This window comes from Rhodococcus wratislaviensis (genome assembly GCF_900455735.1).
Lineage (GTDB): Bacteria > Actinomycetota > Actinomycetes > Mycobacteriales > Mycobacteriaceae > Rhodococcus_F > Rhodococcus_F wratislaviensis.
On record NZ_UAUI01000011.1, the window covers coordinates 317,755 to 341,676 of the forward strand.

Annotated in this window: 17 protein-coding genes and 2 pseudogenes; 10 read left to right on the plus strand and 9 right to left on the minus strand. The window is 66.7% G+C overall.

Annotated features, from left to right (window positions below; genetic code table 11):
• Positions 1-18 precede the first annotated feature (18 nt).
• On the minus strand, positions 19-1,122 hold the full coding sequence (locus tag DTA22_RS15240; RefSeq protein ID WP_112299973.1) for an XdhC family protein: 1,104 nt from the start codon (positions 1,120-1,122) through the stop codon (positions 19-21).
• Positions 1,123-1,303: 181 nt separating this feature from the next.
• Here DTA22_RS15240 and DTA22_RS15245 point away from each other — a divergent pair, with 181 nt between their 5' ends.
• A complete protein-coding gene (locus DTA22_RS15245; RefSeq protein WP_112299974.1) occupies positions 1,304-2,491 on the plus strand; it encodes a CaiB/BaiF CoA transferase family protein in 1,188 nt (395 codons plus the stop codon).
• A 23-nt stretch (positions 2,492-2,514) separates the two neighbouring features.
• Here the strand turns inward: DTA22_RS15245 and DTA22_RS15250 are convergent, their stop codons facing one another.
• On the minus strand, positions 2,515-3,876 hold the full coding sequence (locus tag DTA22_RS15250) for an amidase (protein ID WP_112299975.1): 1,362 nt from the start codon (positions 3,874-3,876) through the stop codon (positions 2,515-2,517).
• Between the two features lie 144 nt (positions 3,877-4,020).
• Here DTA22_RS15250 and DTA22_RS15255 point away from each other — a divergent pair, with 144 nt between their 5' ends.
• Entirely contained in the window at positions 4,021-5,196 is a 1,176-nt protein-coding gene (locus DTA22_RS15255) for an MFS transporter (protein ID WP_112299976.1), read from the plus strand.
• Positions 5,197-5,239: 43 nt separating this feature from the next.
• Here DTA22_RS15255 and DTA22_RS15260 read toward each other — a convergent pair whose 3' ends face one another.
• The 4 genes from DTA22_RS15260 to DTA22_RS15275 form a co-directional block, all read right to left on the minus strand.
• Positions 5,240-6,085, minus strand: coding sequence for a hypothetical protein (locus DTA22_RS15260; RefSeq protein ID WP_112299977.1), 846 nt, complete (start codon positions 6,083-6,085; stop codon positions 5,240-5,242).
• Positions 6,086-6,249: 164 nt separating this feature from the next.
• Positions 6,250-7,686: a proline--tRNA ligase gene (proS, locus tag DTA22_RS15265; protein ID WP_112299978.1), complete on the minus strand. Its 1,437-nt coding sequence runs from the start codon at positions 7,684-7,686 to the stop codon at positions 6,250-6,252.
• A gap of 217 nt (positions 7,687-7,903) precedes the next feature.
• Positions 7,904-8,611, minus strand: coding sequence for a class F sortase (locus DTA22_RS15270; RefSeq protein WP_112299979.1), 708 nt, complete (start codon positions 8,609-8,611; stop codon positions 7,904-7,906).
• On the minus strand, positions 8,608-9,891 hold the full coding sequence (locus DTA22_RS15275) for an ice-binding family protein (RefSeq protein ID WP_112299980.1): 1,284 nt from the start codon (positions 9,889-9,891) through the stop codon (positions 8,608-8,610). Before DTA22_RS15275 ends, DTA22_RS15270 begins: the two co-directional genes overlap by 4 nt.
• 752 nt (positions 9,892-10,643) lie before the next feature.
• Between DTA22_RS15275 and DTA22_RS15280 the strand changes: the two genes are divergently transcribed.
• The 3 genes and pseudogenes from DTA22_RS15280 to DTA22_RS37160 all read left to right on the plus strand — a co-directional run.
• Positions 10,644-10,907, plus strand: a complete 264-nt coding sequence (locus DTA22_RS15280) for a hypothetical protein (protein ID WP_112299981.1) — start codon at positions 10,644-10,646, stop codon at positions 10,905-10,907.
• Positions 10,908-11,190: 283 nt separating this feature from the next.
• Positions 11,191-11,820 (plus strand): annotated as a pseudogene (locus tag DTA22_RS15285) (TetR/AcrR family transcriptional regulator); the annotation flags it as partial.
• 440 nt (positions 11,821-12,260) lie between these two features.
• Positions 12,261-12,335: pseudogene (locus DTA22_RS37160) on the plus strand (acyl-CoA dehydrogenase family protein); the annotation flags it as partial.
• 26 nt (positions 12,336-12,361) lie between these two features.
• Here DTA22_RS37160 and DTA22_RS15290 read toward each other — a convergent pair.
• A complete protein-coding gene (locus tag DTA22_RS15290; protein WP_245973420.1) occupies positions 12,362-15,547 on the minus strand; it encodes an NAD-glutamate dehydrogenase domain-containing protein in 3,186 nt (1,061 codons plus the stop codon).
• 163 nt (positions 15,548-15,710) lie between these two features.
• Here DTA22_RS15290 and gabT point away from each other — a divergent pair, with 163 nt between their 5' ends.
• The 3 genes from gabT to DTA22_RS15305 are packed head-to-tail and all read left to right on the plus strand — an operon-like array spanning position 15,711 to position 19,397.
• Positions 15,711-17,069 carry a 4-aminobutyrate--2-oxoglutarate transaminase gene (gene gabT / locus DTA22_RS15295; RefSeq protein ID WP_112299982.1) on the plus strand — a complete coding sequence of 453 codons (1,359 nt, stop codon included), beginning with the start codon at positions 15,711-15,713 and terminating at the stop codon, positions 17,067-17,069.
• A 31-nt stretch (positions 17,070-17,100) separates the two neighbouring features.
• Positions 17,101-18,567: an aldehyde dehydrogenase family protein gene (locus DTA22_RS15300; RefSeq protein ID WP_037230250.1), complete on the plus strand. Its 1,467-nt coding sequence runs from the start codon at positions 17,101-17,103 to the stop codon at positions 18,565-18,567.
• Positions 18,564-19,397, plus strand: a complete 834-nt coding sequence (locus tag DTA22_RS15305) for a gamma-glutamyl-gamma-aminobutyrate hydrolase family protein (RefSeq protein ID WP_217999418.1) — start codon at positions 18,564-18,566, stop codon at positions 19,395-19,397. Before DTA22_RS15300 ends, DTA22_RS15305 begins: the two co-directional genes overlap by 4 nt.
• Positions 19,398-19,520: 123 nt before the next feature.
• Here the strand turns inward: DTA22_RS15305 and DTA22_RS15310 are convergent, their stop codons facing one another.
• Entirely contained in the window at positions 19,521-20,261 is a 741-nt protein-coding gene (locus tag DTA22_RS15310) for a cache domain-containing protein (RefSeq protein ID WP_052033021.1), read from the minus strand.
• Positions 20,258-21,010: a FadR/GntR family transcriptional regulator gene (locus DTA22_RS15315; protein ID WP_217999419.1), complete on the minus strand. Its 753-nt coding sequence runs from the start codon at positions 21,008-21,010 to the stop codon at positions 20,258-20,260. Before DTA22_RS15315 ends, DTA22_RS15310 begins: the two co-directional genes overlap by 4 nt.
• Positions 21,011-21,172: 162 nt before the next feature.
• Here DTA22_RS15315 and DTA22_RS15320 point away from each other — a divergent pair, with 162 nt between their 5' ends.
• A complete protein-coding gene (locus tag DTA22_RS15320) occupies positions 21,173-22,723 on the plus strand; it encodes an APC family permease (RefSeq protein ID WP_218027713.1) in 1,551 nt (516 codons plus the stop codon).
• Entirely contained in the window at positions 22,713-23,912 is a 1,200-nt protein-coding gene (locus DTA22_RS15325; protein WP_112299983.1) for a cytochrome P450, read from the plus strand. Before DTA22_RS15320 ends, DTA22_RS15325 begins: the two co-directional genes overlap by 11 nt.
• Positions 23,913-23,922 lie beyond the last annotated feature (10 nt).

Sequence of the window (23,922 nt, forward strand, 5' to 3'; positions counted from 1 at the left end):
ATACCCGTCAAACGATGGTCACGCGGTGCACTCGAGCGGACGGCCGGTCCCGGCCGGCGCATCACGGTGGATCGGACCGCTCAGCTGCTGGAGCTCGAGCCCGGTGGTGCCCCGGGTCGTCTTCATCATCTCGGCGAGGATCGACACCGCGGTCTCCTCGGGAGTGCGGGCGCCCAGGTCGAGGCCGATCGGTGAATGCAGCCGCGCCAACTCGGGCGCGGTCGTCCCCTGTTCGCGCAGCAAGGCGACCCGGCGCTCGTGCGTGGCCCGGCTGCCCATCGCGCCGATGTACGCGGCGTCCGATCGCAGGGCGAGCCCGAGCAGCGGAATGTCGAACTTCTCGTCGTGGGTGAGCACCGCGAGCACCGTCCGGCGGTCGACCGCCGCGGTCTCGAGGAACCGGTGCGGCCACATCACGACGACGTCGTCAGCGTCCGGGAACCGGGCCCGCGTCGCGAACACGGCGCGGGCGTCGATCACCGTGACGTGGTAGCCGGCGAACGCGCCCAGCGTGCACATGGCCGCCGCGAAGTCGATGGCCCCGAAGATGTACATCCGCGGCGGGGGCGCGAAGATCTCGACCATGCACACCGTCTCGGACTGCAGCTGATACACCAGCGACTCACCGGCTTCGAGCCGGCGGCGGACACTCTCGACGTCGGTCTCGGGCAGGTCGAGGTCGCCCGCCTGCCGACCCCCGGCGATCACGCAGCGCCGGGTCCGTGATCCGTCGCCGGTCTCCGTCACGACGGCAATCGACTCACCGCCGCGGATGCGCCGCGCCACCTGCGCGAAGTCCGGGAAGTCCTGGTGCCCGATGCGCTGCACGAACACCTCGATGGTGCCGCCGCACGTCAGACCGACACCGATCGCGTCGTCGTCCGCCACGCAGAACACTTCCGTCCGGCTGCGCCCGTCGGCCAGCACGTCCCGCGCCGTCTCGTACAGCGCGCTCTCGACGCACCCACCGGACACGCTTCCGAGCACCTCACCGGATTCCGACACGGCCATCGCCGCGCCCGGTGCCCGCGGGGACGACTTCCAGGTGCGCACCACCGTGGCGAGGGCGAAATTTTCGCCGCGGCCGAACCACGATTCCAGACCCGTCAGGATGTCGCGCATCGTCTCGTCCTCCTCGGGTTTCTTCGGTAGCTCACGCTAACCGGCGGCGGCAGCCCGTCGCGGCACACAATGCGCCGAAATCCCCAGCGGCCGCTTGTGCATTCTCGCCATCGCTATCGTTCCGCGACTCCGCAATTCTCGGACGGTCCCCCCTTCCTTCACAGAGAACCGAGGATCCACCATGAACCAGTTGCTCAGCGGGATCCGGGTCCTCGACCTCACGCGGGCCCTCGCCGGACCACTGTGCACGGCACTGCTGTCCGATTTCGGCGCCGACATCATCAAGGTCGAGACCCGTTCCGGTGGCGACAGTTCCCGGCAGTGGCCGCCGTTCGACGGCAGCGACAGCCTGTACTTCGCCTCCGTCAACCGCGGCAAACGGTCCGTCGCGCTCGACATGCGCAGCGAGCAGGGTCGGAAACTGCTGCGCCGCATGGCCGTCGACGTGGACGTCATCGTCGAGAACTTCCGACCCGGCGTCCTCGCGGACATGGGGCTCGATCAGGAGTCGCTCGCCGAGGACAATCCCGGAGTGATCGTCATGAGTGTCAGCGGTTTCGGGCCGACCGGCCCCGAGCAGTTCTCCCCGGGACTCGATCAGGTGGCGCAGGGCATGTCGGGTCTGATGTCGGTGACCGGCGCGGGCGACCACACGCCGATGCGCGTCGGCATCCCGATCATCGATACGGTGTCCGGTATCTATGCGGCGCTGGGCATCACGGCGGCACTCGTGTCGCGGGGCCGTGACGGCGCCGGCCATCACGTGCAGACGTCGCTGCTCGAATCGGCCCTGTCGATCATGTCGTTCCAGGCGCAGAACTACCTGAGCACCGGACGCGTCGCGGAGCCGAACGGCAACACGCACCCGACGATCACGCCGTACGGCACGTTCGACACGGCCGATTTCCCCATCATCATCGCGACCGGCTCGGATCGGCACTGGGAGTCGCTGTGCCAGGTTCTCGGGGATCCCGAACTCGCCGACCGGCCCGAATACCGCACCGGCCAGTCACGACTCGCGCACCGCGATCGGCTCACCAAGGAACTCCTCGAACTGCTGTCCGTGCGGCCGGCCGCCGAATGGGTGACGGCGATTCGCGCGGCGGGCATCCCGTGCGGTCCCGTCCACACGATCGATCAGGCCTTCGCCGACCCGCAGGTGCAGGCGCTGAAGATGGTGCAGCCGGTGGCCACACCGAACGGCGGTGAAGTGCCGCTGGTCCGTGGTCCGTTCTGGGTGGACGACGAGACGCTGCCCATCCGGAATGCGCCGCCGATGGTGCTGGGACAGGACACGGCCGAGGTGCTCGGTGATTTCGGGCTGAGCGACGAAGACATCGAGGGCCTGCGGCGAGACCGGGTAATCTGACACCCGCGTCGGCCGTGGTCGCCTCACAACCGGGCGGCCACGGCCAACGCCACGTGCTCACACCACGGCCGCGCGACGACCTGCACGCCGATCGGCAACCCGGACTTCGTGTTTCCCACCGGAACGACGACGGACGGCAGACCCGTGACGCTGATCGCGCGGCAACTCGCCAGGGCCTGCGCCCAGGTGAGCGACTGCCCACCGACGTCGAACAGTTCTTCGCCGAGCGGCGGCGCCGGGATCGAGGCGACGGGAAGGACGAGGACGTCCCCCATCTCGCCGAGCAACCGGTGGACGAGGTCCGACCGCTGCGCCCACAGTCGCTCGACCACTTGCCGATCCACGTCCCGCACGCCGGAGAGCATGGTGGCGATGTTCGCCCCGAAGTCGGTGCCGAGTTCCTCGATGTCGGTGTGGGTTTCGACCGACCGCAACGTCCCGAACAGGTCGTTCCCCTCCGCCAGCGCCCCGCCCTCGTACGAGCGGGCACCGAGCCTTCGGGCCGCACCTGCAACGGCCGCGACGATCTCGACGCCGACGGGCACGGTCCCGTCACCGGGCGCCCACGTGATGTCGAGGCGCGCGAGGTCCACCGAACCCGGGTCCGTCCAGAGATACTGCCGGGACGAGAGCACCCGCAGCACCAGCGCCGCGTCGTCGAGGGTCCGTGCCATCGGACCGATCGTCTGCAGTGTGCCGTGCATGGTCGCCGGATTGGTCAGCAGGTGATCGCCCGACGGGACACCGGGATACTGCCCGTCGGGGTCCACCCGGCCGATCGTCGGGCGCACGGAGCGCAGTCCCGTGCAGTGGGCAGGCCAGCGGACCGAGCCGCCGAAGTCGGTGCCGAGACCGACGACACTCATCCCGGACGCGACCGCCGCCGCCTCACCGCCGCTCGAACCGCCGGGGGAGCGGGGGACGCCGCCGGGCCGGAGGGGGTTCACGGTGTACCCGAACAGGTCGTTGTGCGTGAGGCCGCTGGCCCCGAACTCCGGGGTGTTCGTCTTCCCGACGAGAATCGCGCCGGCCGCCCTCATCGCGGCCACCGCGGGTGCGTCGACAGAAGGCACGTTGTGCTCGAGCGTCCGCGATCCCGCCGTCGTCCGGACACCGGCGGTCGCGATCAGGTCCTTCACCGTGAACGGGACCCCGGCCAGCGGACCGACGTCCTCCCCTCGGCCGATCCGGGTGTCGAGGTCGTCGGCGGCCCGGATCGCCTGATCCTCGGCGACGGTGACGAGAGCATTAAGCTCCGGATTCCGAGCCTTGATGTGCGCCAGGTGGTCGTCGAGCACCTGGCTCGCGGACACCTCCCGGTTCGTCACCGCGCGGGCGATCGTCTGCGCGTCCGAGCCGACCCAGCTGCCGTCGTTACCCCACACATGTCCTCCTCGGCTCGTGTGCTCAGGGGTCGACGCTAGAGGTCCCCGAACCCGCCGCACACGGCCATGGTGCACAGGAATCCGCCGCCCGAGCTGTGAAAAGTTGATACTTCGCCGCGCTACGGGCTCTGGGAGGATCAGGTGATGCTCTCGCCCTGGGTCCGCCTCGCCGCCGCGCTGTTCGCGGTCAGCTGGGGTGCCAACCAGTTCGCCCCGATGCAGCTCGTCTACCGCGAACATCTCGGTCTCGGGAATGGTTCGTTCACCGCAATGCTCGCGTCGTATGTCGTCGGGCTCGTACCCGCCCTGCTGTACTTCGGGCGCGTGTCCGACCGGTTCGGCCGGCGCGCGGTGATCCGCCCGATGATCCCCGTCGGCATCGTCTCCTCCCTCGTCCTCATCGCGGGGGCCGCCGTCCCCGACCTGCTCTACCTGGGCCGGGTGCTGGCCGGACTGGCCTCCGGCATGGCGTTCGGCGCCGGAACCGCCTGGATGAAGGAACTCAGCTCCACCGCGCCCGCCGGGGCGGGTGCACGCCGCGCCGCCGTGTCGTTGTCCGCGGGATTCGGTTGCGGAGCCCTGTTCGCCGGCGTGATCGCGCAGTGGCTGCCCGCCCCCGAACTACTCCCGTACCTCGTGCACATCGCGTTGATGGTCTGCGCCCTGGCGCTGGTGTGGGCGGTGCCCGACGAGCGAATCCGTTCGACCGATCTCACCGCGACACCCCTGTCGGTGCTGGCGACGCCCCAGTTCCGGTGGGGCATCGCACCCTGGGCACCGTGGGTGTTCGGTGTGGCGACCGTGTCGTTCGCGACCCTTCCGCCGCTCGTCTCCGAGTCGCTGCGCTCCACGTCGGTGGCGTTCACCGGGCTGGTGGCGGCACTGACCCTGATCACCGGGGCGGTGATCCAGCCGTGGGCCAAACGGTGGTCGCAGCAGGACGACGCCGTCACCGGGATCCGGGTCGGCATCACCCTCGGGGTGCTGGGCTTCGGCGCCGCGACCGTGGTCGCGTATACGGACGGTGCGCTGTCCGTCGCCGCGATCGTCGTCGCGGCCTTCCTCCTCGGATCCTGCTACGGCATCCTGCTCGGTTCCGGTCTCGCGTCCGTCGAAAGACTGGCGCCGGCCGACGAACTCGCGCAGACCGTGGCGGTGTTCTACTGCCTGATCTACGTCGGCTTCGCCGTCCCGTTCGTCATTTCACTTCTTGCCCCGGACCTCGGCTACGCCACCTGCTTCGCGGGGTCGGCGCTGCTGATGCTGCTGTCCGTGGCAGTGGGCCGGAAGGTGAAGGACCGGCACCTCACCCGCACGTGAGCGGCAAAGCGTGTCCGGGCACGCTTTGCCGCTCACATGGGGGTTACCGTTCGGTCGCGCCGCACTCGCCGCACGCGGGCACCAGCGCCTCACTGCGCAACTGCGGCGCACCGGCCCGCGACCGCACCGGGAGCAGCGGCGGCCACGGCCAGTGCTGGCCGAGGCGGCCCCGCGCACGCAGGAAGCCGAGGCCGAGCACGAGCCCGAAGATCAGGTGCCCGATCAGCGACAGCGTGATCGTGGTCGGCGTGAGCGGAAACATGTCGTGCTGTCCGCGTGGCGACAGGGCGACCGTTCCGATGAGCCCGGCCCATACCGGGAACACCGCGAAGGTGACGAACGCGAGGAGGACGACGCGGCGTGACCGATGTTGGAGGCCGAGCGCGAGGGCGATGAGGAAGAACGCGATTCCGATGCCGCCGCCGTCGCCGAGGTAGCGCCACAGGTACCCGACGATCGCGCCGGTCCGGGTGTCGGTTCCCGAGTGGAGCCACGTCCCCATCTTCGGAATGAAGTCGCCCCACATCCCGAGCAGATACACGGTGTCGAGGCGGAAGACGTCGTAGGCAAGACACGCGAACATCCCCCAGCCGAGGCCATGACCGACGATGCGGTCGATCGGGTGCGGAGCGAACACGCACAACACGGCGAGGGTGGCGGCGAGCGGAATGATCACCAGCGCACCGGTGGCGTTCATCGGCACGACGCCGAACACCTGCGCCGAGATCGCGAGCAGCGGCAGGGACGCAAGCAGCAGGTACAGGCCGATCCGTGCAAAGGCCCAGTGGTGACGGACCGGCTTCGGGACGGATTCGGCGGCAGGCATGGCCGCGCCCGGCGGATCATGTTCGTGGACGTCGGGGACGGTGGTGCCGAGGATGCGGGGCATGCGACGGGTTCCTTTCGATCGCGGGACTTCTCTCTCCGAGTGGTCGGTTTTCGAGATTCCCAGCGTCCGTCGAGTGCCCGGCCTGCGAATAGTCCCCCGAGGGGTGGTGATAGCCACCCCTTCACGCACGCACCGTGTGCGCCCTTTCGCCCGGGTCGCCCCGCTCAGTAGGCGCGCCCGAAGATCACTCGCTTGCCGTACGCCGACGCCGCTCCGCATCGCACGCACACGCCTGTCTCCGGTTCGCCGCCCAGGGGAACGCACCGCGGGGTCGCAGCGGTCAGGGACTTGATCTCCTCCTCGCACGTGGAACTCCCGCAGTGCAGTGCCAGTCCCCACCCGGTCGACACCGCATCCGCGAAGGCCTCCCGGTTGTCGACGGTTCGAGTGTGGCTGTCGCGGAACGCGGTCGCACGAGCGAGCAGAAAGGCCTGAAAGTCGTCCAGGACCCCCGGCATGGTCTCGGGCAGGGAGTCGATCGGCACGGCCTGCTTGCCGTCGCCGAGTCTTCTCACCATCATCACGGTGCCGGCCTCCAGATCCCGCGGACCGAGTTCGAGCCGGATCGGAACGCCGCGCATCTCCCACTCGTTGTACTTGAACCCCGGGGTGAGCTGCGGGCGGGCATCGACATGGGCACGCACTCCTGCCGACCGCAGGCGGCGGGCCAGGTCGTTGGCCGCGTCCTCGACCCCTACGTTGCCGCCACGGGTGATCGGCACGATCACCACCTGGTGGGGCGCCAACCGCGGCGGGAACACCAGGCCCTTGTCGTCCCCGTGAGTCATGACGATGCCACCGATCATCCGGGTGCTCATTCCCCAGGACGTGGTGTGACACAACTCTTCCCGATCCGCCTCGCCGGTATAGCGGATATCGAACGCCGACGCGAAGTTGGTGCCCATGTAATGCGAGGTGCCGGACTGCAGCGCACGGCCGTCACGCATCATCCCCTCGATCGTGTAGGTCGCCACCGCACCGGCGAACCGTTCACCCGGCGTCTTCTCACCCGGGACCACCGGCATCGCGGCCAGCTCACGCGCCACCTCGTGATAAATGTCGAGCGCCAGCATCGTCTCGCGGCGGGCGGCCGCCTCGTCGGCATGCGCGGTGTGGCCCTCCTGCCACAGAAATTCCGTGGTGCGAAGAAACATTCGAGGCCGTAGCTCCCACCGCACCACGTTCGCCCACTGGTTCAGCAGCAGCGGCAGGTCGCGGTGCGAACTGATCCATTTGGCCATCATCTCGCCGATGATCGTCTCCGACGTCGGCCGCACCACCAGCGGCTCTTCGAGCATCTTCCCGCCGGCATGGGTGACCACCGCCAGTTCCGGAGAGAACCCTTCGACATGTTCCGCTTCCCGCCCGAGGTAGCTTTCCGGAATCAGCAACGGGAAGTACGCATTCTCGTGACCGGTGTCCTTGATGCGGCGGTCCAACTCGGACTGCAACAGCTCCCACAGCCGGTACCCGTACGGTCGGATCACCATGGTGCCCTTGGCCGGACCCCGGTCCACGAGGCCCGCCTTGAAGACCACCTCGTTGTACCAGGCAGCGAAGTCCTCACTCTGGGCTGTCACACCGCGCTCATCCCGTGCCATGCCCAGACAGACTACTCGGGATGCCCGAGCCGTGGTCGATCCTGGCGCACCCGGCTGCCGGCCGCTCGGGCTGCGGCGACAAGATTGATCGACTACATCTCGACGTGCCGAGAACCTGCTCGGGGTGGTACCCCACAGTCGCGTCGAGTCCACAGCGTGCCTCAACCGACCACGGTGGGCCGAATGCTCACCTCCCGTGAACTTCCCGGTTGCCAGATCATTTCTGGCCGGCAGCTGCCGGAGCTTCCCCGCTGTCGGTATCAACCAGAGAGGTGTAGGCCACGATGTTGGACAGGTAGCTGCGGGCGTCCGCGTCGTACTCTCCTCCACAGGTGACCAGTTGCAGCGTTTCATCACCGTGCGAGCCGTACACCTCCTCGGCCGGGAACTCCGTCTTCGGATACGTCTCCACCTTGGTGACCGCGAAATGAGCGATGGTGCCGTCGGCCAAGCTCACCTCGATCGAGTCTCCCGCCGCGAGGTCTTTCAATCGGTAGAACACCGCCGGACCCTCATAGGAATCGACGTGCCCCAGGATCACTGCCGAACCCAGTTGGCCCGGAGCCGGCCCGAACTTGTACCACCCTGGCTTGTCGAAATCGGTGGGCACCTCGACTGTTTCGTCGGGATTGAGTCCGAGAGTGATGAGTGATTCGTCCACCCCCAGCGCAGGGATCCGCAGCGCGACCGGTGCCGGGCCGGACGCCCCGTCGGAGGGCGCCGGCGCGGTGTCGGTCACGGATGGCTGTCCGAGCTGCGGATCTCCCGAATCCTGATAGCTGCGTAGGGCGAGGACAGCCGTCGCGATGAGTATCAGGACCGCTGCCACCACCCACCAGCGTTTCACCCTGCCCATCGCCCCCTCGGGCCCTGGCCACTCGGGGCCCGGGACGGGCTCTGACATTTCGGAGCTCGGGTCGCTCATCGCTGCCTCCTGCGCAGTCGCGCCCCCTGGCCTGCCGCCATGCCCGATCCGGCCAGGGCCAGCACTGCAAGGGATCGGAGAAGCACGCTGTCACGGGAGGGTGGAGTGGTGCCGCCGGCCCCCGTTTCCGGATGCCCCTTGGGGATGATGTATCCGTTGCCGCCAGGGCCGCCCTTGCCTCCGCCGCCGGGGCCGCCTTGCTCACCCGGGCCACCTTGTTCGCCGGGGCCACCCTGCTCACCGGGTCCGCCTTGCTCACCCGGGCCACCTTGTTCGCCCGGTCCGCCCTGTTCACCAGGTCCACCAGGACCGCCGGGGGGAGCCGGAGGAGCGGGGGGAACTGGAGGAGCCGGAGGGCCGGGGGGTGCCGGCGGGCCCGGAGGAGCGGGAGGGCCGGGAATTCCGGGGACACCGGGGATGCCGGGGACACCGGGGATGCCGGGGATGCCGGGGATGCCTCCGCCGGGGGGGATCGGAATGGGGATGGGGATGGGAATGGGGATCGGAATGATGGGACCGTTGGTGACGGTCGTAGTGGTGGTGGTCGGTGGCGCCGTGGTCGTGGTTGTCGTGGTCGGCGGCGGTGTCGTCGTCGACGTCGGCGGCGGCGTGCCGCAGTTGGGTCGGGTGATGGTGTTGGTGTCCAGAGTGACTGCGCCGTTACGTGCCAATACGCGTCCGTTCACGGTGGTGCCGGTCTGCACCGAGATCGAGGTCAACGCCATAATGGTTCCGACGAAGGTGGTGTTGGTCCCCAGGGTCGCAGAGCTACCCACCTGCCAGAACACGTTGCACGGTGAGGCCCCGTTGATGAGGGCGACCGTGCTGTTCGACGCGGTGATCAACGTGGACCCGGCCTGAAAGATGAACACCGAGTTGGGATCACCCTGCGCATCGAGGGTGACGGTCCCGGTCAGGCCCATCGGACCGGCCGTGTTGTAGGTGCCGTCGACCAGAGTCAGGCCACCGAGATCGGGGGGCGCCGCAGTGGTGGGCGTCCGTCCTGCCGCATCGTTGTATGCCGTCGTCAAGTCGGATTGAGCTTGCAGTGCAACAGCATCGGCAACGTGTTGCGTGCCGTTGATCACCGTTCCTGGTGGAAAGCCGGTGACCGCGCTGCCCGGGCTGACACCCAGATCCCCGGAGATGATCGAAGGGCCGGTGTTGGTGACCGTTTGGCCCGCCAATATCGCGAAGGAGGTGGCTGTCCCCAGTCCGACCGGAGGGTGGGCCGCTGACGCGACTCCACCGAAGATGATCACAGCCGTGGCGGTCGCCATGGCGGCCCCCGCGACAAACCAGCGTCGCGGAGTACGCGCCTGGGTCGAAGTGTGCACCGATGTCACGAATTTCCCCTCACCGTGGAGCGGTTGATGGCAGGAATCATTCGCAAACCACCCGGTATGTGTCAACGACCGGCGCGGTGTGTCGGTTATTAAATAATTTACGTCCGAATGGCGAATCCGCGCTCGCGGGAATCGGCAACTTTGGAAACTGTCGACCGAAGAGGCGTGACCGCGGCCGTCACGGCGAAAAGCATTTTTCTTCACAAGCGAGAAGCACGCGCCTGAGCAAGAGAACCCCGGATCTGACCTGGTAGTGCGCGTTTCGCTCTCGGTTGGACGTACAGCAAGGTTCGCCAATTTATACTGCTTGGACGTTCGATAAGTTAAATTGAAATATTGTTACCAAGCTACATTGCATGCATTTTCATACCCGCGGTACGGTACGCGGCGTCAAACAATTTCAGGAACGGTAAATCCTCGCCCTTTTGGACCGATGTCACCATTCTCGTATTTGTTTATTTTTCTGGTAACAAGTTACGTTGCGATCACGCGTGCTATCTTTCAATGCGTCAGCTTTCAAGTTCCGACCGCTCCGGTCGTAACTGTGGCAACAGAATTTTTTCCGATATTTCGCGTAACGCTCAACATGTGCCTGCAAAGTCAGCCCTCCCGGACTGAACACGCGAGGGTGCGGCACCGAGGCCGCCGATCTCGTCGAACAGCTACCTCATCGGTACGTCAAGGAGATGAAGATGGGCAACGAGCACTCTGCGGGAGCGTCCGACACCGTTCTGCAGATCGCGGCGCCGGGTTGTGATTCGGATCCGCTCTTACCGAGGACTACAGCCGAGGCCGCTCCAGTCTCCGTCGGTGCGACGAAGCTCCCGCAGTTCTCCGCGCGCGTGGACCCGGAGTTGCTGCGGCAGGTGAAGATCGAAGTAGCCACCCGCGGGACGACTTTGCAGGCGGCGACGGCCGAAGCATTCAGGCTGTGGCTATCGTCGAAGTAACCCCGACCGAGGACATCCGATCTCGCCTCCGGCCCCGAGCCGCACAGATTTCATCGGTAGGGATCGTCTCGCCGCCGGCAGGGCAATCTCGAGCATTTCGAGCCTCGCCGATCGTGCACTGTTGCTCGGCGGCACCGACAATGGGACCCAGGGAGGGACGCCACAACACGATGGCCGCTGGAGCCCCAGCTGACCCTACGGTCCGACTGGGCACACCGTGACATGGGACACGGTGGCGGTCCGATTCGTCTCCTCGAAAGGATCGAACGCATACGATCCGGGAATGCAAAGGCTTCCCGCTGATGTTCGCCGCGGACAGCTCATCGAGGCGGCGCTCGCTGTCACCGCGCAACAGGGTCTCGCTGCGCTGACCATCCGTAATGTGGCCGAGGCCGCCGGGGTGTCGCTCGGAGTGGTGCACTACCACTTCGAGCACAAGGAAGAGCTTCTCACCGAGATGGGGCAGTGCCTGATCCTCGAGATCAGTGAGGCGATGCGCCTAGCCTTCAGTCAGCTGGTCGGTCCTCTGGAACTGCGCGGTATTGCGGGTCTTCGAGAACTCCTGGGGGCCGGAATTCGCGGCCTGTGGCCGATCATCGAAGCCAGTCCCGACCATCAGTTGCTGACCTACGAGATCACCGCGCAAGCCCTGCGCCAACGCGGGGCCGGCAATGACTCCGCCGGAGCAATCGCGGCCCGCCAGTACCGCACCATGGACACCGAGGCCGTCGCGTTCCTCGACCTGTGTGCCCACCGGGCCGGCGTCACCTGGAGCACTCCGGTCGACCAGGTCGCGCGCTTCGCCCTGGCTGCGCTCGACGGGCTGGTACTGCGCTGGCTCGTCGACCGTGACAGCGGCGCCACCCTCACCGCACTCGACGATCTGGTCCAGATCATCGCCACGAAGGCCCGCCAGGATTGCTCACCTAAGCACCATCCCGAAACAGTAGGCGACCCCTGTAACCGGACGGCATCCCCTCAGCCGTCGAATTCGGCATGCCGGCACGCCCCAATAGGGAACGGGACATGCTCGGGCACAGAGCCTGCGGGATTGTTGCCCCGATGTCCCCGCTCGGGCATGAATACCAGCGCCAGCCTGTAGGGCGACAGACGTCTGGTGAAGGCCGGTCTCCCGAACTGGTAGGGACACGTCGTGCGGTCGGTTCATTCTGCTTCCTCAACAGTCGAACCGGGTTCCACGGAATTGCCAACACCGTTGGCGCAGATCGGCTTGCCTGGCCGGGCAAACGATCCAGCGCTGTCCACTTGGCTGCGGCCTGGTGCAGACTGTCTGAGATCAAGCTCGCCGGACAGGAGAGGGCAGGAGAGAAGGAGAGAAGGAGGTCTCATGACGAGGACGCCCGCGTCCAGACGATCTACGCGGGCGCCAACGAGGTGATGAAGGGAATCATCGCGAAGTCGCTGTAGCCGACGCCGGCTCACGCGACACTCGACTACATGGAGCCTGTGCGGGTGCTCCGTATCAGCAGGTTCAACTCGGCGCCGGCCGTGCAGGCGCGGGAGACGTCCACCACCCCGTCTCGTCGGAGTTCGGCGGTGATGCGGGAGAAGCGGTTGATGGCGTCCGCAGTGCGTTCCTGCCATACGAGCACCTGGTCGTCGCCTCCGGTGTCGAGATCGAGGACGGCCCCGACGAGCGCATGATGGCGTTCGGCGAGGTCGTCGCGCACTGTCGCGGCCGCCATCGCATCCCACCAATTGGTCGTGACGTGGTGCTCGAGGCGGCCGGTCAACCAGGTCAGTCCGAGGACGGAGTCTGTTCGGGCATGGATGGCCGCGGCAGCCTCGACGGGGCAGCCGCCATGTCGGGCGGTTTCGATCAGGTCGAGGACCTCGCCGAGGAATCGCAGTCTCTCGGTGGTCTCGGCGATCGTGGTCGGGTGGGGACGGTGTGCCACCAACTCGCGAACGCTGGGACGGTACCGGTCGATCTCCGCCTCGACGTTCAGTGGGGCGGGGCGGCGGCGCAGAATCCACGTGGCGGTGTGCTCGATGAAGTGCTGGAGAGCGCGGAGGAGGTTCCAGCGTTCGGCCTGCGTGACGTCGGTGCGCTGTTCGGCGTCCGACCACAGTTCGTCGATGTCGAACACGGCCCGGACAACGGCGTAGGCCCGGGCCACTGCCGGGGTTGTGACGCCGAGGCGCTCGTCGAGTTGATAGATCAGGCCGGGGCCTACGTGGTTGATCAGGTCGTCGGCAATCTTCGTCGCCACGATCTCGCGGGCCAGGCGGTGGCCGCGGATCTCCTCCTCGGAGAGTTGTTCGCGGATCCGAGGCGGGAAGTATGCCGACAGGGCCTGCGCGAAGACCGGTTCGTCCGGAACGGATGAATTGAGCAGGTCCTGCTGAACCACGTTCTTCGACTGAGCGAGGAGGATGGCGATCTCGGGTCGTGTCAGCCCGAGACCGGCCTGCGTCCGCGACACCAGCTCTTTCTTTGTCGGCAGAACCTCGGTGGCCCGGTTGATGCCGTTGGTGTGTTCGAGGTTGTCGATGAGCCGCTCGTGACGGTTCAGAAGCTGCGGGGCCTGAGAGGAGGCGAGACTGATTGCCAGCGTTTGACTCTCGCTGTTGCAGAGTACTGCGTCGGCAACGTCCCGGCGTGACGCGGAGAGTAGGGCGTTGCGCTCGTCATGGTTGATTCGCCCGCTGCGCACGGCGCCGTCGAGAGCAATCTTGAGATTGACCTCGAGGTCTGACGTGGCGACCCCGGCGGCGTTGTCGATGAAGTCGGCATTGATCCGACCGCCTCCGAGCGCGTATTCGATGCGCGCCCGCTGCGTCAGCCCGAGGTTGCCGCCTTCTCCGATCACGGCGCAGCGCAGTTGGGCCGCGTCCACTCGCACCGAATCGTTGACCGGATCGGCTGCGTCGGCGTGGGTTTCGGTCGACGCTTTGACGTACGTGCCGATTCCGCCGTTCCACAACAGATCGACGCGGGCCGACAGGATTGCCTTGATCAGGTCGTTCGGTGAGATCAGATTCTGCTGCACGCCCAGGAGTTTCTGGGCCTCGGGCGAGAGCGAGATCCGCTTGGCGGTGCGCGGCCAGATGCCGGCACCGGCGGACAGGGTGTTGCGGTCGTAGTGATCCCAGGTGGTTCCGGGGAGTGTGAACAGGCGCTGGCGTTCGGCGAACGCGCGGGCAGGGTCGGGGTCGGGGTCGATGAAGATGTGCCGGTGGTCGAAGGCGGCGACCAGCTTGATCGACTCGGACAGCAGCATTCCGTTGCCGAAGACGTCACCGGACATGTCGCCGACGCCGACGACGGTGAAGGGGTCGGTGTCGACGTCTACGTCGAGTTCGTCGAGGTGCCTGCGCACCGAGACCCAGGCGCCGCGGGCGGTGATGCCCATGGCTTTGTGGTCGTATCCGGTCGAGCCGCCGGAGGCGAATGCATCTCCGAGCCAGTAGCCGGCGTCGAGGGCAATGTTGTTGGCTAGGTCCGAAAAAGAGGCCGTTCCTTTGTCGGCGGCCACGACGAGGTAGGTGTCGGGTCCGTCGTAGGTGACGGTGCGCTGCGGTGCGATGGTGTGACCGTCGACGATGTTGTCGGTGACATCGAGAAGTCCCCTGATGAACGTCGTATATGCCTCTGCGGGGGTGATGTTCGGATTCTTGCGGACGAATGCGCCCTTGGCGCCGACGGGAACGATCGGGGAGTTCTTGACCGTCTGGGTTTTCATCAGGCCCAGCACTTCGGTGCGGTAGTCCTCGGGGCGGTCGGAGAATCGCAGCCCGCCACGCGCGACGGCGCCGCTGCGCAGGTGGATTCCCTCGACGTCGTTGGCGTAGACGTAGATCTCACGGTAGGGGACAACCGGCCCGGTCAGCGCGAGTCTGCTCGAGTCGAGCGTGAAGGAGGCGTACGGCTTCGCCGTGCCCGTGGCATCGGTCTGGTACCAGTTCGTGCGCAGGCACGCGGTGACGAACGACTCCAGCGACCGCATGATCCGGTCTTCGTCCAAGGTCGTTGCGGCATCCAGGTGTTCACGCACGGCCGAAACAGTCTCCGCGACAGCCGTATCTCGGTCGTCGAGGTCGGGATCGAACCGCGCACCGAAGTAGTGCACGAGAGACTCGGCGAACTCGGTGTGCCGCAGCAGGGTGTCGATGACGTAGCTCTCGGACAGGCCGAGCCCCGCTTGACGGACGAATCGGCTTGCCGCACGGATGAGAACGATCGCCCTCCAGGACAGACCGGCGGCGACGATCAACTTGGCGAAGTCGTCGATTTCGAATCCATGGAGCGTCTGCGCCTCGAAGGCTTCCGACACCCGGCTCAGTGACCGGCGTCGTGACACTCTCGGTGCCTGGAACGTGAATTTGTGGAGTGCGGCCGCGGTGGACATGCCGGGAGGCAGCGGCAGGGTGTCTCGGTCCGCGACGCGCAATCCGAAGTGCTCGAAGAGATGTGCGACGTCGGCGAGGAGAGGTGTGCCGTTCGGCCAGAGGATGACGGCTTCGGCGGTGCTGCCTCCGGTCGTGTCGGACAGAAAGATCATCCGAGGCGTTCCCGATCGGTCGCTGCTGGTGAGCAGTAGTCGGCCGATTGCCTCGCCGACGTCCACAGCCAGGGGTGATTCGAGTTGATCTGCCATTGCGGCGCCGTTGCCCATCGCAGTGTCCTTCCCAAGTCTCGGTGCAGCAAGTGTGCGTGTCAGTCGCCGAAACCGGGTTATCCAGGAGGGCCATGATCGGTCGTCGAAATGTACAGCTCGGCCATGTCCTGCTGGGCGACTTCGCCCATACAGTCTCGGTAAACCGACTGGAGGACACGACATGACTGCTGTGCACACACCCGTCGGCGGACCGCAGCTCGAGCAGGTACGCCGCATCGTCACCGAGGTACCCGGACCCCGCTCCCGGGAACTGGCAGCCCGCCGTAGTGCCGCCCTCCCCGCAGGCTTGACCAGCGGCGCGAACATCTACACCGCGGCCGCCGGTGGCGGAGTACTCGTCGACGTCGACGGCAACTCGTTCATCGACTTCGGTAGCGGTATCGCCGTGACCACCGTCGGCAACGCTGCACCGCGTGTGGTCGAGCGGGCTTCCCGCCAGCTGGCGAAGTACACGCACACCTGTTTCCTCGCCACCCCGTACGAGCCGTACATCGAGGTGGCCGAGGCGCTCAACCGGCTCACCCCCGGTGATCACGAGAAGCGCACGGCGCTGTTCAACACCGGCAGCGAGGCGGTGGAGAACGCCGTCAAGTACGCGCGGGCGGCCACCGGCCGGCCCGCGGTCGTCACCTTCGACCACGCCTTCCACGGGCGCACGCTGATGACCATGACGATGACGGCGAAGAACCAGCCGTACAAGAGCACCTTCGGTCCCTTCGCACCCGAGGTGTACCGCGCACCGATGGCCTACCCCTACCGGTGGCCGAGCGGCGCCGAGAACGCGGCCGACGAAGCGTTCGCCCAGTTCGAGATGCTGGTGGATTCGCAGATCGGCGCCGACGCCGTGGCCTGCGTCGTGGTCGAACCCATTCAGGGCGAGGGCGGATTCATCGTCCCCGCCGACGGTTTCCTGCGCCGCATCGCCGACTTCTGCCGGGATCGCGGAATCCTGTTCGTCGCCGACGAGGTGCAGGCCGGCATCGCCCGCACCGGCAACTGGTTCGCCTCCGAGCACGAAGGCATCGTGCCGGACCTGATCGTGACCGCGAAGGGGCTGGCCGGCGGGATGCCGCTCGCCGCGGTCACCGGTCGCGCCGACATCATGGACACCGCGCACGCCGGCGGCATCGGCGGCACCTACAGCGGCAACCCCGCCGCCTGCGAGGCCGCGCTCGGTGTCTTCGACACCATCGAAGAGGAGAACCTGCTCGCTCGGGCGCAGGCCATCGGCGACCTCATGTTCCGCGAACTGCGCGACATCGCCGCCCACACCGACATCATCGGCGATGTCCGGGGCCGCGGTGCCATGGTGGCGATCGAACTCGTCCAGCCCGGCACCAAGACCCCTAACCGCGAGGCCGTCGCCGAGATCAACCGCTTCTGCCTCGCCCACGGTCTGCTCACCCTGACCGCAGGCACCTTCGGCAACGTCCTGCGTTTCCTTCCCCCGCTGTCGATCTCGGACGAACTCCTCATGGAAGGCTTCTCGGTCCTTCGGGAAGCCTTCGCTGCTCTGTAGTACCCCACACCCGAAGAAGGACGACCCTCTCATGACCACACCCGCGCAACTGCACCATCTCGTCGACGGACAATGGCTCGACGGCGCCGGCGATACCGTCGTCAGCACCAGTCCGGCCGAGCCGGACGTCGTCGTTGCCCAGGGACGACTGGCAGACACCGCGGCACTCGACGGGGCCGTCACGGCGGCCCGACGGGTCAGGCGAGAGTGGGCGCGCACTCCCGCGCACGAACGGGGCGCGATCCTGGTGCGTGCCGCGGGAATCGTGGAGAGCGCAGCCCAGGACTGGGGCACCGAACTCGCCCGCGAAGAAGGCAAGACCAAACCCGAAGGCATAGGCGAAGTACTGCGCGCGGCCCAGATCCTGCGCTACTACGGCAACGACGCCGACCGCGACGCAGGCGAGGTCTTCTCCTCGCCGCGCCGCGGTGAACGCATCCTGGTCACCCGCAAACCCATTGGCGTGGTCGGTGTGATCACGCCCTTCAACTTCCCGATCGCCATCCCGGCGTGGAAGATCGCCCCGGCCCTGACCTACGGCAACACCGTGGTCTGGAAGCCGGCCGGCACCGTTCCGCTCCTGGCGATGCGCCTGGCGCAGGCCCTCACCGACGCGGGCCTGCCTGACGGCGTGCTGAACCTGGTGATCGGTGACCGGACCGTCGGCAACGGTCTCGTCGAGCACCCCGGCATCGACGCGATCACGTTCACCGGCTCCACCGGTGTCGGCCGCAAGATCGCCGCGGCCGGTGCCGCCCGCGGTGTTCCGGTGCAGGCGGAGATGGGCGGAAAGAACGCGGCGGTCGTCCTCGGCGACGCCGACCTCGAGCTGGCCGCCGAGCAGGTGATGTTCGGTGCCTTCCGCTCGACGGGGCAGAAGTGCACCGCGACCTCTCGGCTGATCGTCACCGACGACATCGCCGAGGACTTCCTCGCCGAACTCGGCAAGCGCGCCGACGCACTGAACGTGGGTAACCCCGTTCAGGACGGCACGGAGATGGGACCGGTGGTCGACGCCGCCGCCCGCGCCTCGATCCGGGCGGGCATCGATCGCGCGATCGAGCAGGGGGCGCTGCCCGTCGCCGGCGGCCACGAATACTCCGAGGGCGCTTTGGCAACAGGGTATTTCGTGCCGCCGACCATCCTGGAGCTGCCGTCGCAATTGCCTGATGTCTGGCGTGACGAACTGTTCGGCCCGGTACTGGCGGCCCGGCGAGTAGGCAGCGCCGGCGAAGCTTTCGCCCTGGCGAACGACAGCGAATTCGGTCTCTCTGCCGCCATCTTCACCCAGGACCTCACGCGCACCCTGGATGCCATCGACGACATCGATGTCGGCATCCTGCACATCAACTCCGAATCCGCCGGCGCCGACCCCCACGTGCCGTTCGGCGGCGCGAAGAAGAGCGGATACGGTCCGAAGGAACAGGGCCGCTCGGCGCGGGAGTTCTTCACCCACACCACCACGGTGTACCTGCGCGGCGGACAGTCGACGATATGAGCCCCGGCGCACTCGACGGCACGGTCATCGAACCGGTCATGCTCGAGGACGTTCTCCCGGACGGCGGCAGCCACGGAAGCGGCCCGCTGATCGCCGTCGTGGCGCCCCTGAACTTTCCCGGCCTGACGACCGAGACCCGGGACCTCATCGTGCGCTTCACCGGCTCGGCGCTGGCCACGCTGGTGGAGCTGGGAGCCCGGGTCAACGTCATCGACATCTCCCGGGACGCCCCGTTCACCATCGACGAGGAGACCGACGGGGTGATGCTGCTCGGTGGGGGAGATGTCGACCCCACCCTCTACGGGCACACCGGGTTCGTCGACAATCTCTACGGGGTCGACCGCGGAACCGACGAACGCACACTCGCCGCGATCGATCTCGGGCTCGAGTTCGGGGCGCCGATGCTCGGCATCTGCCGCGGCTCCCAGATGATCAACCTCGCCTGCGGTGGAACGCTGATCCCGGATCTGGGGGAGAACAACCCCCACCGGGGCGGTGACGGGGAGCCGATGTTCCTCGACGACCCGGTCGTCGTGGTCGAAGATTCACGCCTCGCGCAGATCCTGTCACGATCGCGGGTGATCGTCCGCAATGGGCATCACCAGGCGGTCGGCGAGGTCGGCGAGGGACTGAGGGTGACAGCCCGCGGTGTGGACGGTGTCGTCGAGGCAGTCGAGCACGAGAGCAAATGGATCGTGGGTGTGCAGTGGCATCCGGAGGACACCGACGGGTCGGAGGAGGACCGGAGGGCCCTGTTCGGCGCGTTCGTCGAGCATTCAACGGCGCATGCTGCGGCGAAACGCGGACAACGGACCACACCCGCGGTGTAAGGAAGTCCAGTACAACTGGATCCCTGGTTGGGGCCGGGCGAGCTCGATCAGCACGCCCGGCCCTCACGCCGCCCCGACCTACCAAACATGCCGTGCAGCAATGGTTTTCATCCAGGAGGAGTTCTACTCCGCGTCCCGAAGCGGCACCAGCGACCAGGGAGTTGCCCGCACCGGCACCGCTTCGCCCGACCGGGCCACGGAAGCGACCTTGGAACCGGTGATGTACTCCGGATCGTTACCCACGATGACCCGTCCGTCAGCATTGACGAGGACCAGACCGGACCCCGCGCGACGAAGTTGCGGCCACAGCCTCGATTCGATACTCGACACGGGAACATCGGCGCCGGCAACACCGAGGAAGGTTCCGTCGCCGAGCCTGACCGGAACAGCGAAGGTGCAGACGTACAGGTCGACACCGGTGTAATCGAGATATGGCCCATAGACCCACTTCTCGTTCCGATCCCGCGGTATCACGAACCATTCCATGTCGGAATAGTCGTAGTAGTACTCGCTACGGGGATTGAGGTCGAGGACCAGCCGCTGCGAATCGGGACGGTCGCCTCCGTCGGCGCGCCACCATTCGAGGTAATGCTGCCGATCGGCGAGGCTGCCGTCGGCCATGACGACTCCTGCGCCGTTGAACAGCGGCCCGCGTGATTCGAGTTCGCCGACCACGCTGCCCTTGAGCGACTCGAGGTCGGTGGACCGCGGTGTCGTTCCGTCGGCCTGCAACCTGGCCCACAACTCGGTCAACGCATCGCCGATCGAGACGAGGGAACCGTAGATCACCTCGACGAGGTCCGTCGTCGCTTCCGCGACCGAGTCGACGGCTGCCTGCGGCCGAGAGTCATCGACAGGACTCATTCGTTCCTCAACTCCATGCGTAATTTGATCAGGCGGCGAACGTGGGCAACGCTGTGTGATTCTGCCAGTTCCCGTGCCAGATCGGGATTCTCGGCTTCGATCGCATCCACCAGAGCGTGGTGGGTGGCGGCTTCCTCGGCTGGATCGACCGCTACCTGCGGAAGCCAGATCATCGCCGACAACTCAGCTTGCAGGCTGACCTCGGTTCGGGTCAACCGCGACGACTGCGAGCTCACGGCGACCTCGATGTGGAAGCGGCTGTCGGCGCGTCGGCACTCGAAGGGGTCGGCGGTCTCCCGCATCCTGGTCACCAGCGCCCGCAACCGGGTCACATCGGCGGCCAGGCTGCGGCGGGCCGCCAGGGCGGCGGCTGCGCCGGAGACCGCGAAGTGTTCGTCGCCGATGTCCCGCAGTTCCTCCACGCTCAGCTGCTGCAGCCTGGTCAGCGAATTGCTCTGGACGACGTCGGCCGACGCCTTGACGAAACTGCCACCGCCGCGCCCACGCTTGGTGTACACCAGCCCCTCGTTGCGGAGCACCGCCAGCGCCTCACGCAGGGTCACCGTGGAAACCCCGAGTTGGCCGGCGAGGTCCAGTTCCGGCGGCAGCTGCTCGCCGTCGACCATCACGCCGAGCCCGATAGCTGCGGAAATGCGCTGGACGACCGCATCGGTCCGGGGGCCGCCGCCATCGAGCGGGGCGAGAACAGCGCCGAGCGCAGTCAAGCCTCCGAGCTGGTCGATCGGCACCGGTACCCCCTGAGGTCGTAGAGCTACACAAGATCGTAACGCTGACACCTTGAACTATGAACTATCACTGTATATGTTTAAGCGACGGATGTGACCGGCCCCACAAACCGGACATTCGATTCTCACGGCCCCGCGGTACCTCCCGACGAAAGAACGAGACCCGTGTCCCAGATACCTCTTCAGCGTCCTGACGACGCCATTTCCGACGACGACGCCCAACTGGCCGCTCTCGGCTTCGAGTCCGAGTTCAAACGAGACATGAGCCTGTGGGCGAACTTCTCCCTCGGTTTCACCTACCTGTCCCCTGTTGTCGGCATCTACACCGTCTTCGCGATCGCGCTGGTCGCTGCCGGGCCTCCGATGATCTGGAGCCTGCTGATCGCCGGTGTCGGCCAGTTCCTCGTAGCCCTGGTTTTCAGCGAGGTCGTCGCGCAGTTCCCGGTCGCCGGTGGGGTGTACCCCTGGGCCCGCCGCTTGTGGGGCCGAAAGTGGGCGTGGATGACGGGCTGGGTGTACCTGTTCGCCCTGCTCGCCACGATCGCCGGCGTCGCCTACGGCGCGGGCCCGTTCGTCGCCACGGTGGTCGGGTTCACCCCCTCGGTGACCACCACCATCGCCTGCGCCCTCGCGGTGCTGATCCTGGCCACGGTCATCAACTTCGGCGGGACAAAGGTCCTGGGCTATGCCGCGATCTTCGGTTTCGGGGCCGAGTTGCTCGGCGCACTCGTCGTCGGAATCTGGTTGCTGGTCGCCGAGCGTCATCACGGACTGGGAGTTCTCTTCGACAGTTTCGGGGCGCAGGGCTCGCACAGCTTCCTGTATGCGTTCCTCGCCGCCAGCCTGATCGGTGTCTTCCAGTACTACGGTTTCGAGGCCTGCGGCGACGTCGCCGAGGAAGTCAAGAATCCCGGCATCCAGATCCCGAAGTCCATGCGCCGCACCATCTACATCGGCGGCGCCGCGGCAACCTTCGTGTGCCTGAGCCTGATTCTGTCGGTCGTCGACTTCGGTGCCGTCATCAGCGGCGAAGACCCTGATCCGGTCGCGACCGTCCTCGGCGACGCGTTCGGTCCGGTGGGCTCGAAGATCGTCATCGTCGTCGTGCTGATCTCGTTCGTCTCCTGTGCCCTGAGCCTGCAGGCGGCGGCGAGCCGACTGATCTACTCCTATGCCCGTGACGGGATGATCGTCGGCAGCCGGCTCTGGTCGAAGTTCGACCACCACCGCGCGGTCCCGCCGTACGCGCTGCTGTTCGCCGCCGTCGTCCCCGGAATCTTGATCATCGGGTCGGCCGTGTCCACCGACGCCCTGACCAAGCTGATCAGCTTCGGCGCCATCGGCATCTACATCGCCTTCCAGATGGTGGTCTTCGCCGCGCTGCGTGCCCGCGTCAAGGGCTGGATCCCGAACGGGAAATACCAGCTCGGCAAGTGGGCGATGCCGATCAACATCGGCGCACTGGTCTACGGCGTCGCCGCCATCGTCAACATCAGCTGGCCGCGCACCCCTGACGCCGTCTGGTACGACAACTACATCGTCGCCCTGCTGTGCGCCGCGGTCATCGGATCCGGCCTGCTCTACATGGCACTCGCCCGCTCCCACAGCAACGGGACCGCACCCTTCGGCGACGCGATCCCCCAGCGCCCCAACCCCACCCACGCGGCTTCTGTCGAACCGCAGCCCGAACCCGCAGGAGCAACCGATGTCCACTGATCAACTGACCCAGGCGCCGTTTCTGAACCTGGCCGATCCCACCTTCTCGGTGCAATCCGATGCCGTCCGCCAGGCGCGCGAGGCCAGCTGGTACGCCCATACCAGCTACGGACTCGCCGTCCTGCGGTACGACGAGGTCGGCAAGCTGATGAAAGACCGTCGCCTGCGGCAGGGAAGCTGGGCATGGCCGGCGCACAACGGCGTCCACGACGGGCCGTTCGCGCACTGGTGGACGAGCGCGCTGCTCAACCTCGAAGGCGACGACCACCATCGCCTGCGTCGACTGATGAACCCCGCCTTCTCGCCGAAACTGATCGGTGGCCTGGTCCCGAGGTTCCAAGCCCTCGCGAACGAGTTGATCGACGGGTTCTACGACCGCGGCCGATGCGACTTCGCCTCCGAGTTCGCCGAACCGTACGCAGCCCGCGTCATCGCGATCATGCTCGGTATCCCCGAGAGCGAATGGAAGAAGATCGCCGCCTGGTCCAACGACATCGGCCTGGCCTTGGGCGTCACACTCAAGCAGGACCTCACCAAGGTCGAGGCCGCGCTCGAAGGGCTCTACGAGTATGCCGACGAACTGATCGCCGACCGGCGCAAGAATCCGGGAGACGACTTCGTCAGCCGGCTCGTTCTGGCCGAACGTGACGGTGAACATCTCAGCCACGACGAGCTGCGCGTGTCGCTGGTCCTGCTGATCTTCGGCGGGATGGACACCACCCGCAACCAGCTGGGCCTGGCCCTGCAAACGTTCATGAAGTATCCCGACCAGTGGACGCTGCTCGGGGAACACCCCGAACTGGGCACGGCGGCGGTGGAAGAGGTCATGCGCGTCAACCCGACCGTCACGTGGGTGACACGCGAAGCACTCGAGGACTTCGAGTACCAGGGCGTCGAGATCAAGGCCGGCACCACCATCCACCTGTTGTCCGAATCAGCCGGCACCGACCCGCGGGTGATCGACGGTGAGCCCTTCGATCTGACTGCTCAGCGACCGCCGCACTTCGGTTTCGGTGGCGGCGCACATCACTGCCTCGGACACTTCGTCGCCCGCAGCGACATGAGCGAAGCCCTTCCACTCCTCGCCCAGCGGTTGAAGAACCCGACCATCGACGGCATCGCCACCTGGCTGCCGCTCAGCGGCAACACCGGCCCGATCTTCCTGCCGATCGCGTTCGAACGCGGTTGACACCCAACAC

Coding starts and splice junctions, on each gene's coding strand:
- DTA22_RS15255 (WP_112299976.1), top strand. CDS start 4,021: ATGCTCTCGCCCTGGGTCCGCCTCGCCGCCGCGCTGTTCGCGGTCAGC.
- gabT (WP_112299982.1), top strand. CDS start 15,711: ATGACTGCTGTGCACACACCCGTCGGCGGACCGCAGCTCGAGCAGGTA.
- DTA22_RS15305 (WP_217999418.1), top strand. CDS start 18,564: ATGAGCCCCGGCGCACTCGACGGCACGGTCATCGAACCGGTCATGCTC.
- DTA22_RS15260 (WP_112299977.1), bottom strand. CDS start 6,085: ATGCCCCGCATCCTCGGCACCACCGTCCCCGACGTCCACGAACATGAT.
- DTA22_RS15240 (WP_112299973.1), bottom strand. CDS start 1,122: ATGCGCGACATCCTGACGGGTCTGGAATCGTGGTTCGGCCGCGGCGAA.
- DTA22_RS15270 (WP_112299979.1), bottom strand. CDS start 8,611: ATGAGCGACCCGAGCTCCGAAATGTCAGAGCCCGTCCCGGGCCCCGAG.
- DTA22_RS15275 (WP_112299980.1), bottom strand. CDS start 9,891: ATGGCGACCGCCACGGCTGTGATCATCTTCGGTGGAGTCGCGTCAGCG.
- DTA22_RS15325 (WP_112299983.1), top strand. CDS start 22,713: ATGTCCACTGATCAACTGACCCAGGCGCCGTTTCTGAACCTGGCCGAT.
- DTA22_RS15245 (WP_112299974.1), top strand. CDS start 1,304: ATGAACCAGTTGCTCAGCGGGATCCGGGTCCTCGACCTCACGCGGGCC.
- DTA22_RS15280 (WP_112299981.1), top strand. CDS start 10,644: ATGAAGATGGGCAACGAGCACTCTGCGGGAGCGTCCGACACCGTTCTG.
- DTA22_RS15290 (WP_245973420.1), bottom strand. CDS start 15,547: ATGGGCAACGGCGCCGCAATGGCAGATCAACTCGAATCACCCCTGGCT.
- DTA22_RS15300 (WP_037230250.1), top strand. CDS start 17,101: ATGACCACACCCGCGCAACTGCACCATCTCGTCGACGGACAATGGCTC.
- proS (WP_112299978.1), bottom strand. CDS start 7,686: ATGGCACGGGATGAGCGCGGTGTGACAGCCCAGAGTGAGGACTTCGCT.
- DTA22_RS15310 (WP_052033021.1), bottom strand. CDS start 20,261: ATGAGTCCTGTCGATGACTCTCGGCCGCAGGCAGCCGTCGACTCGGTC.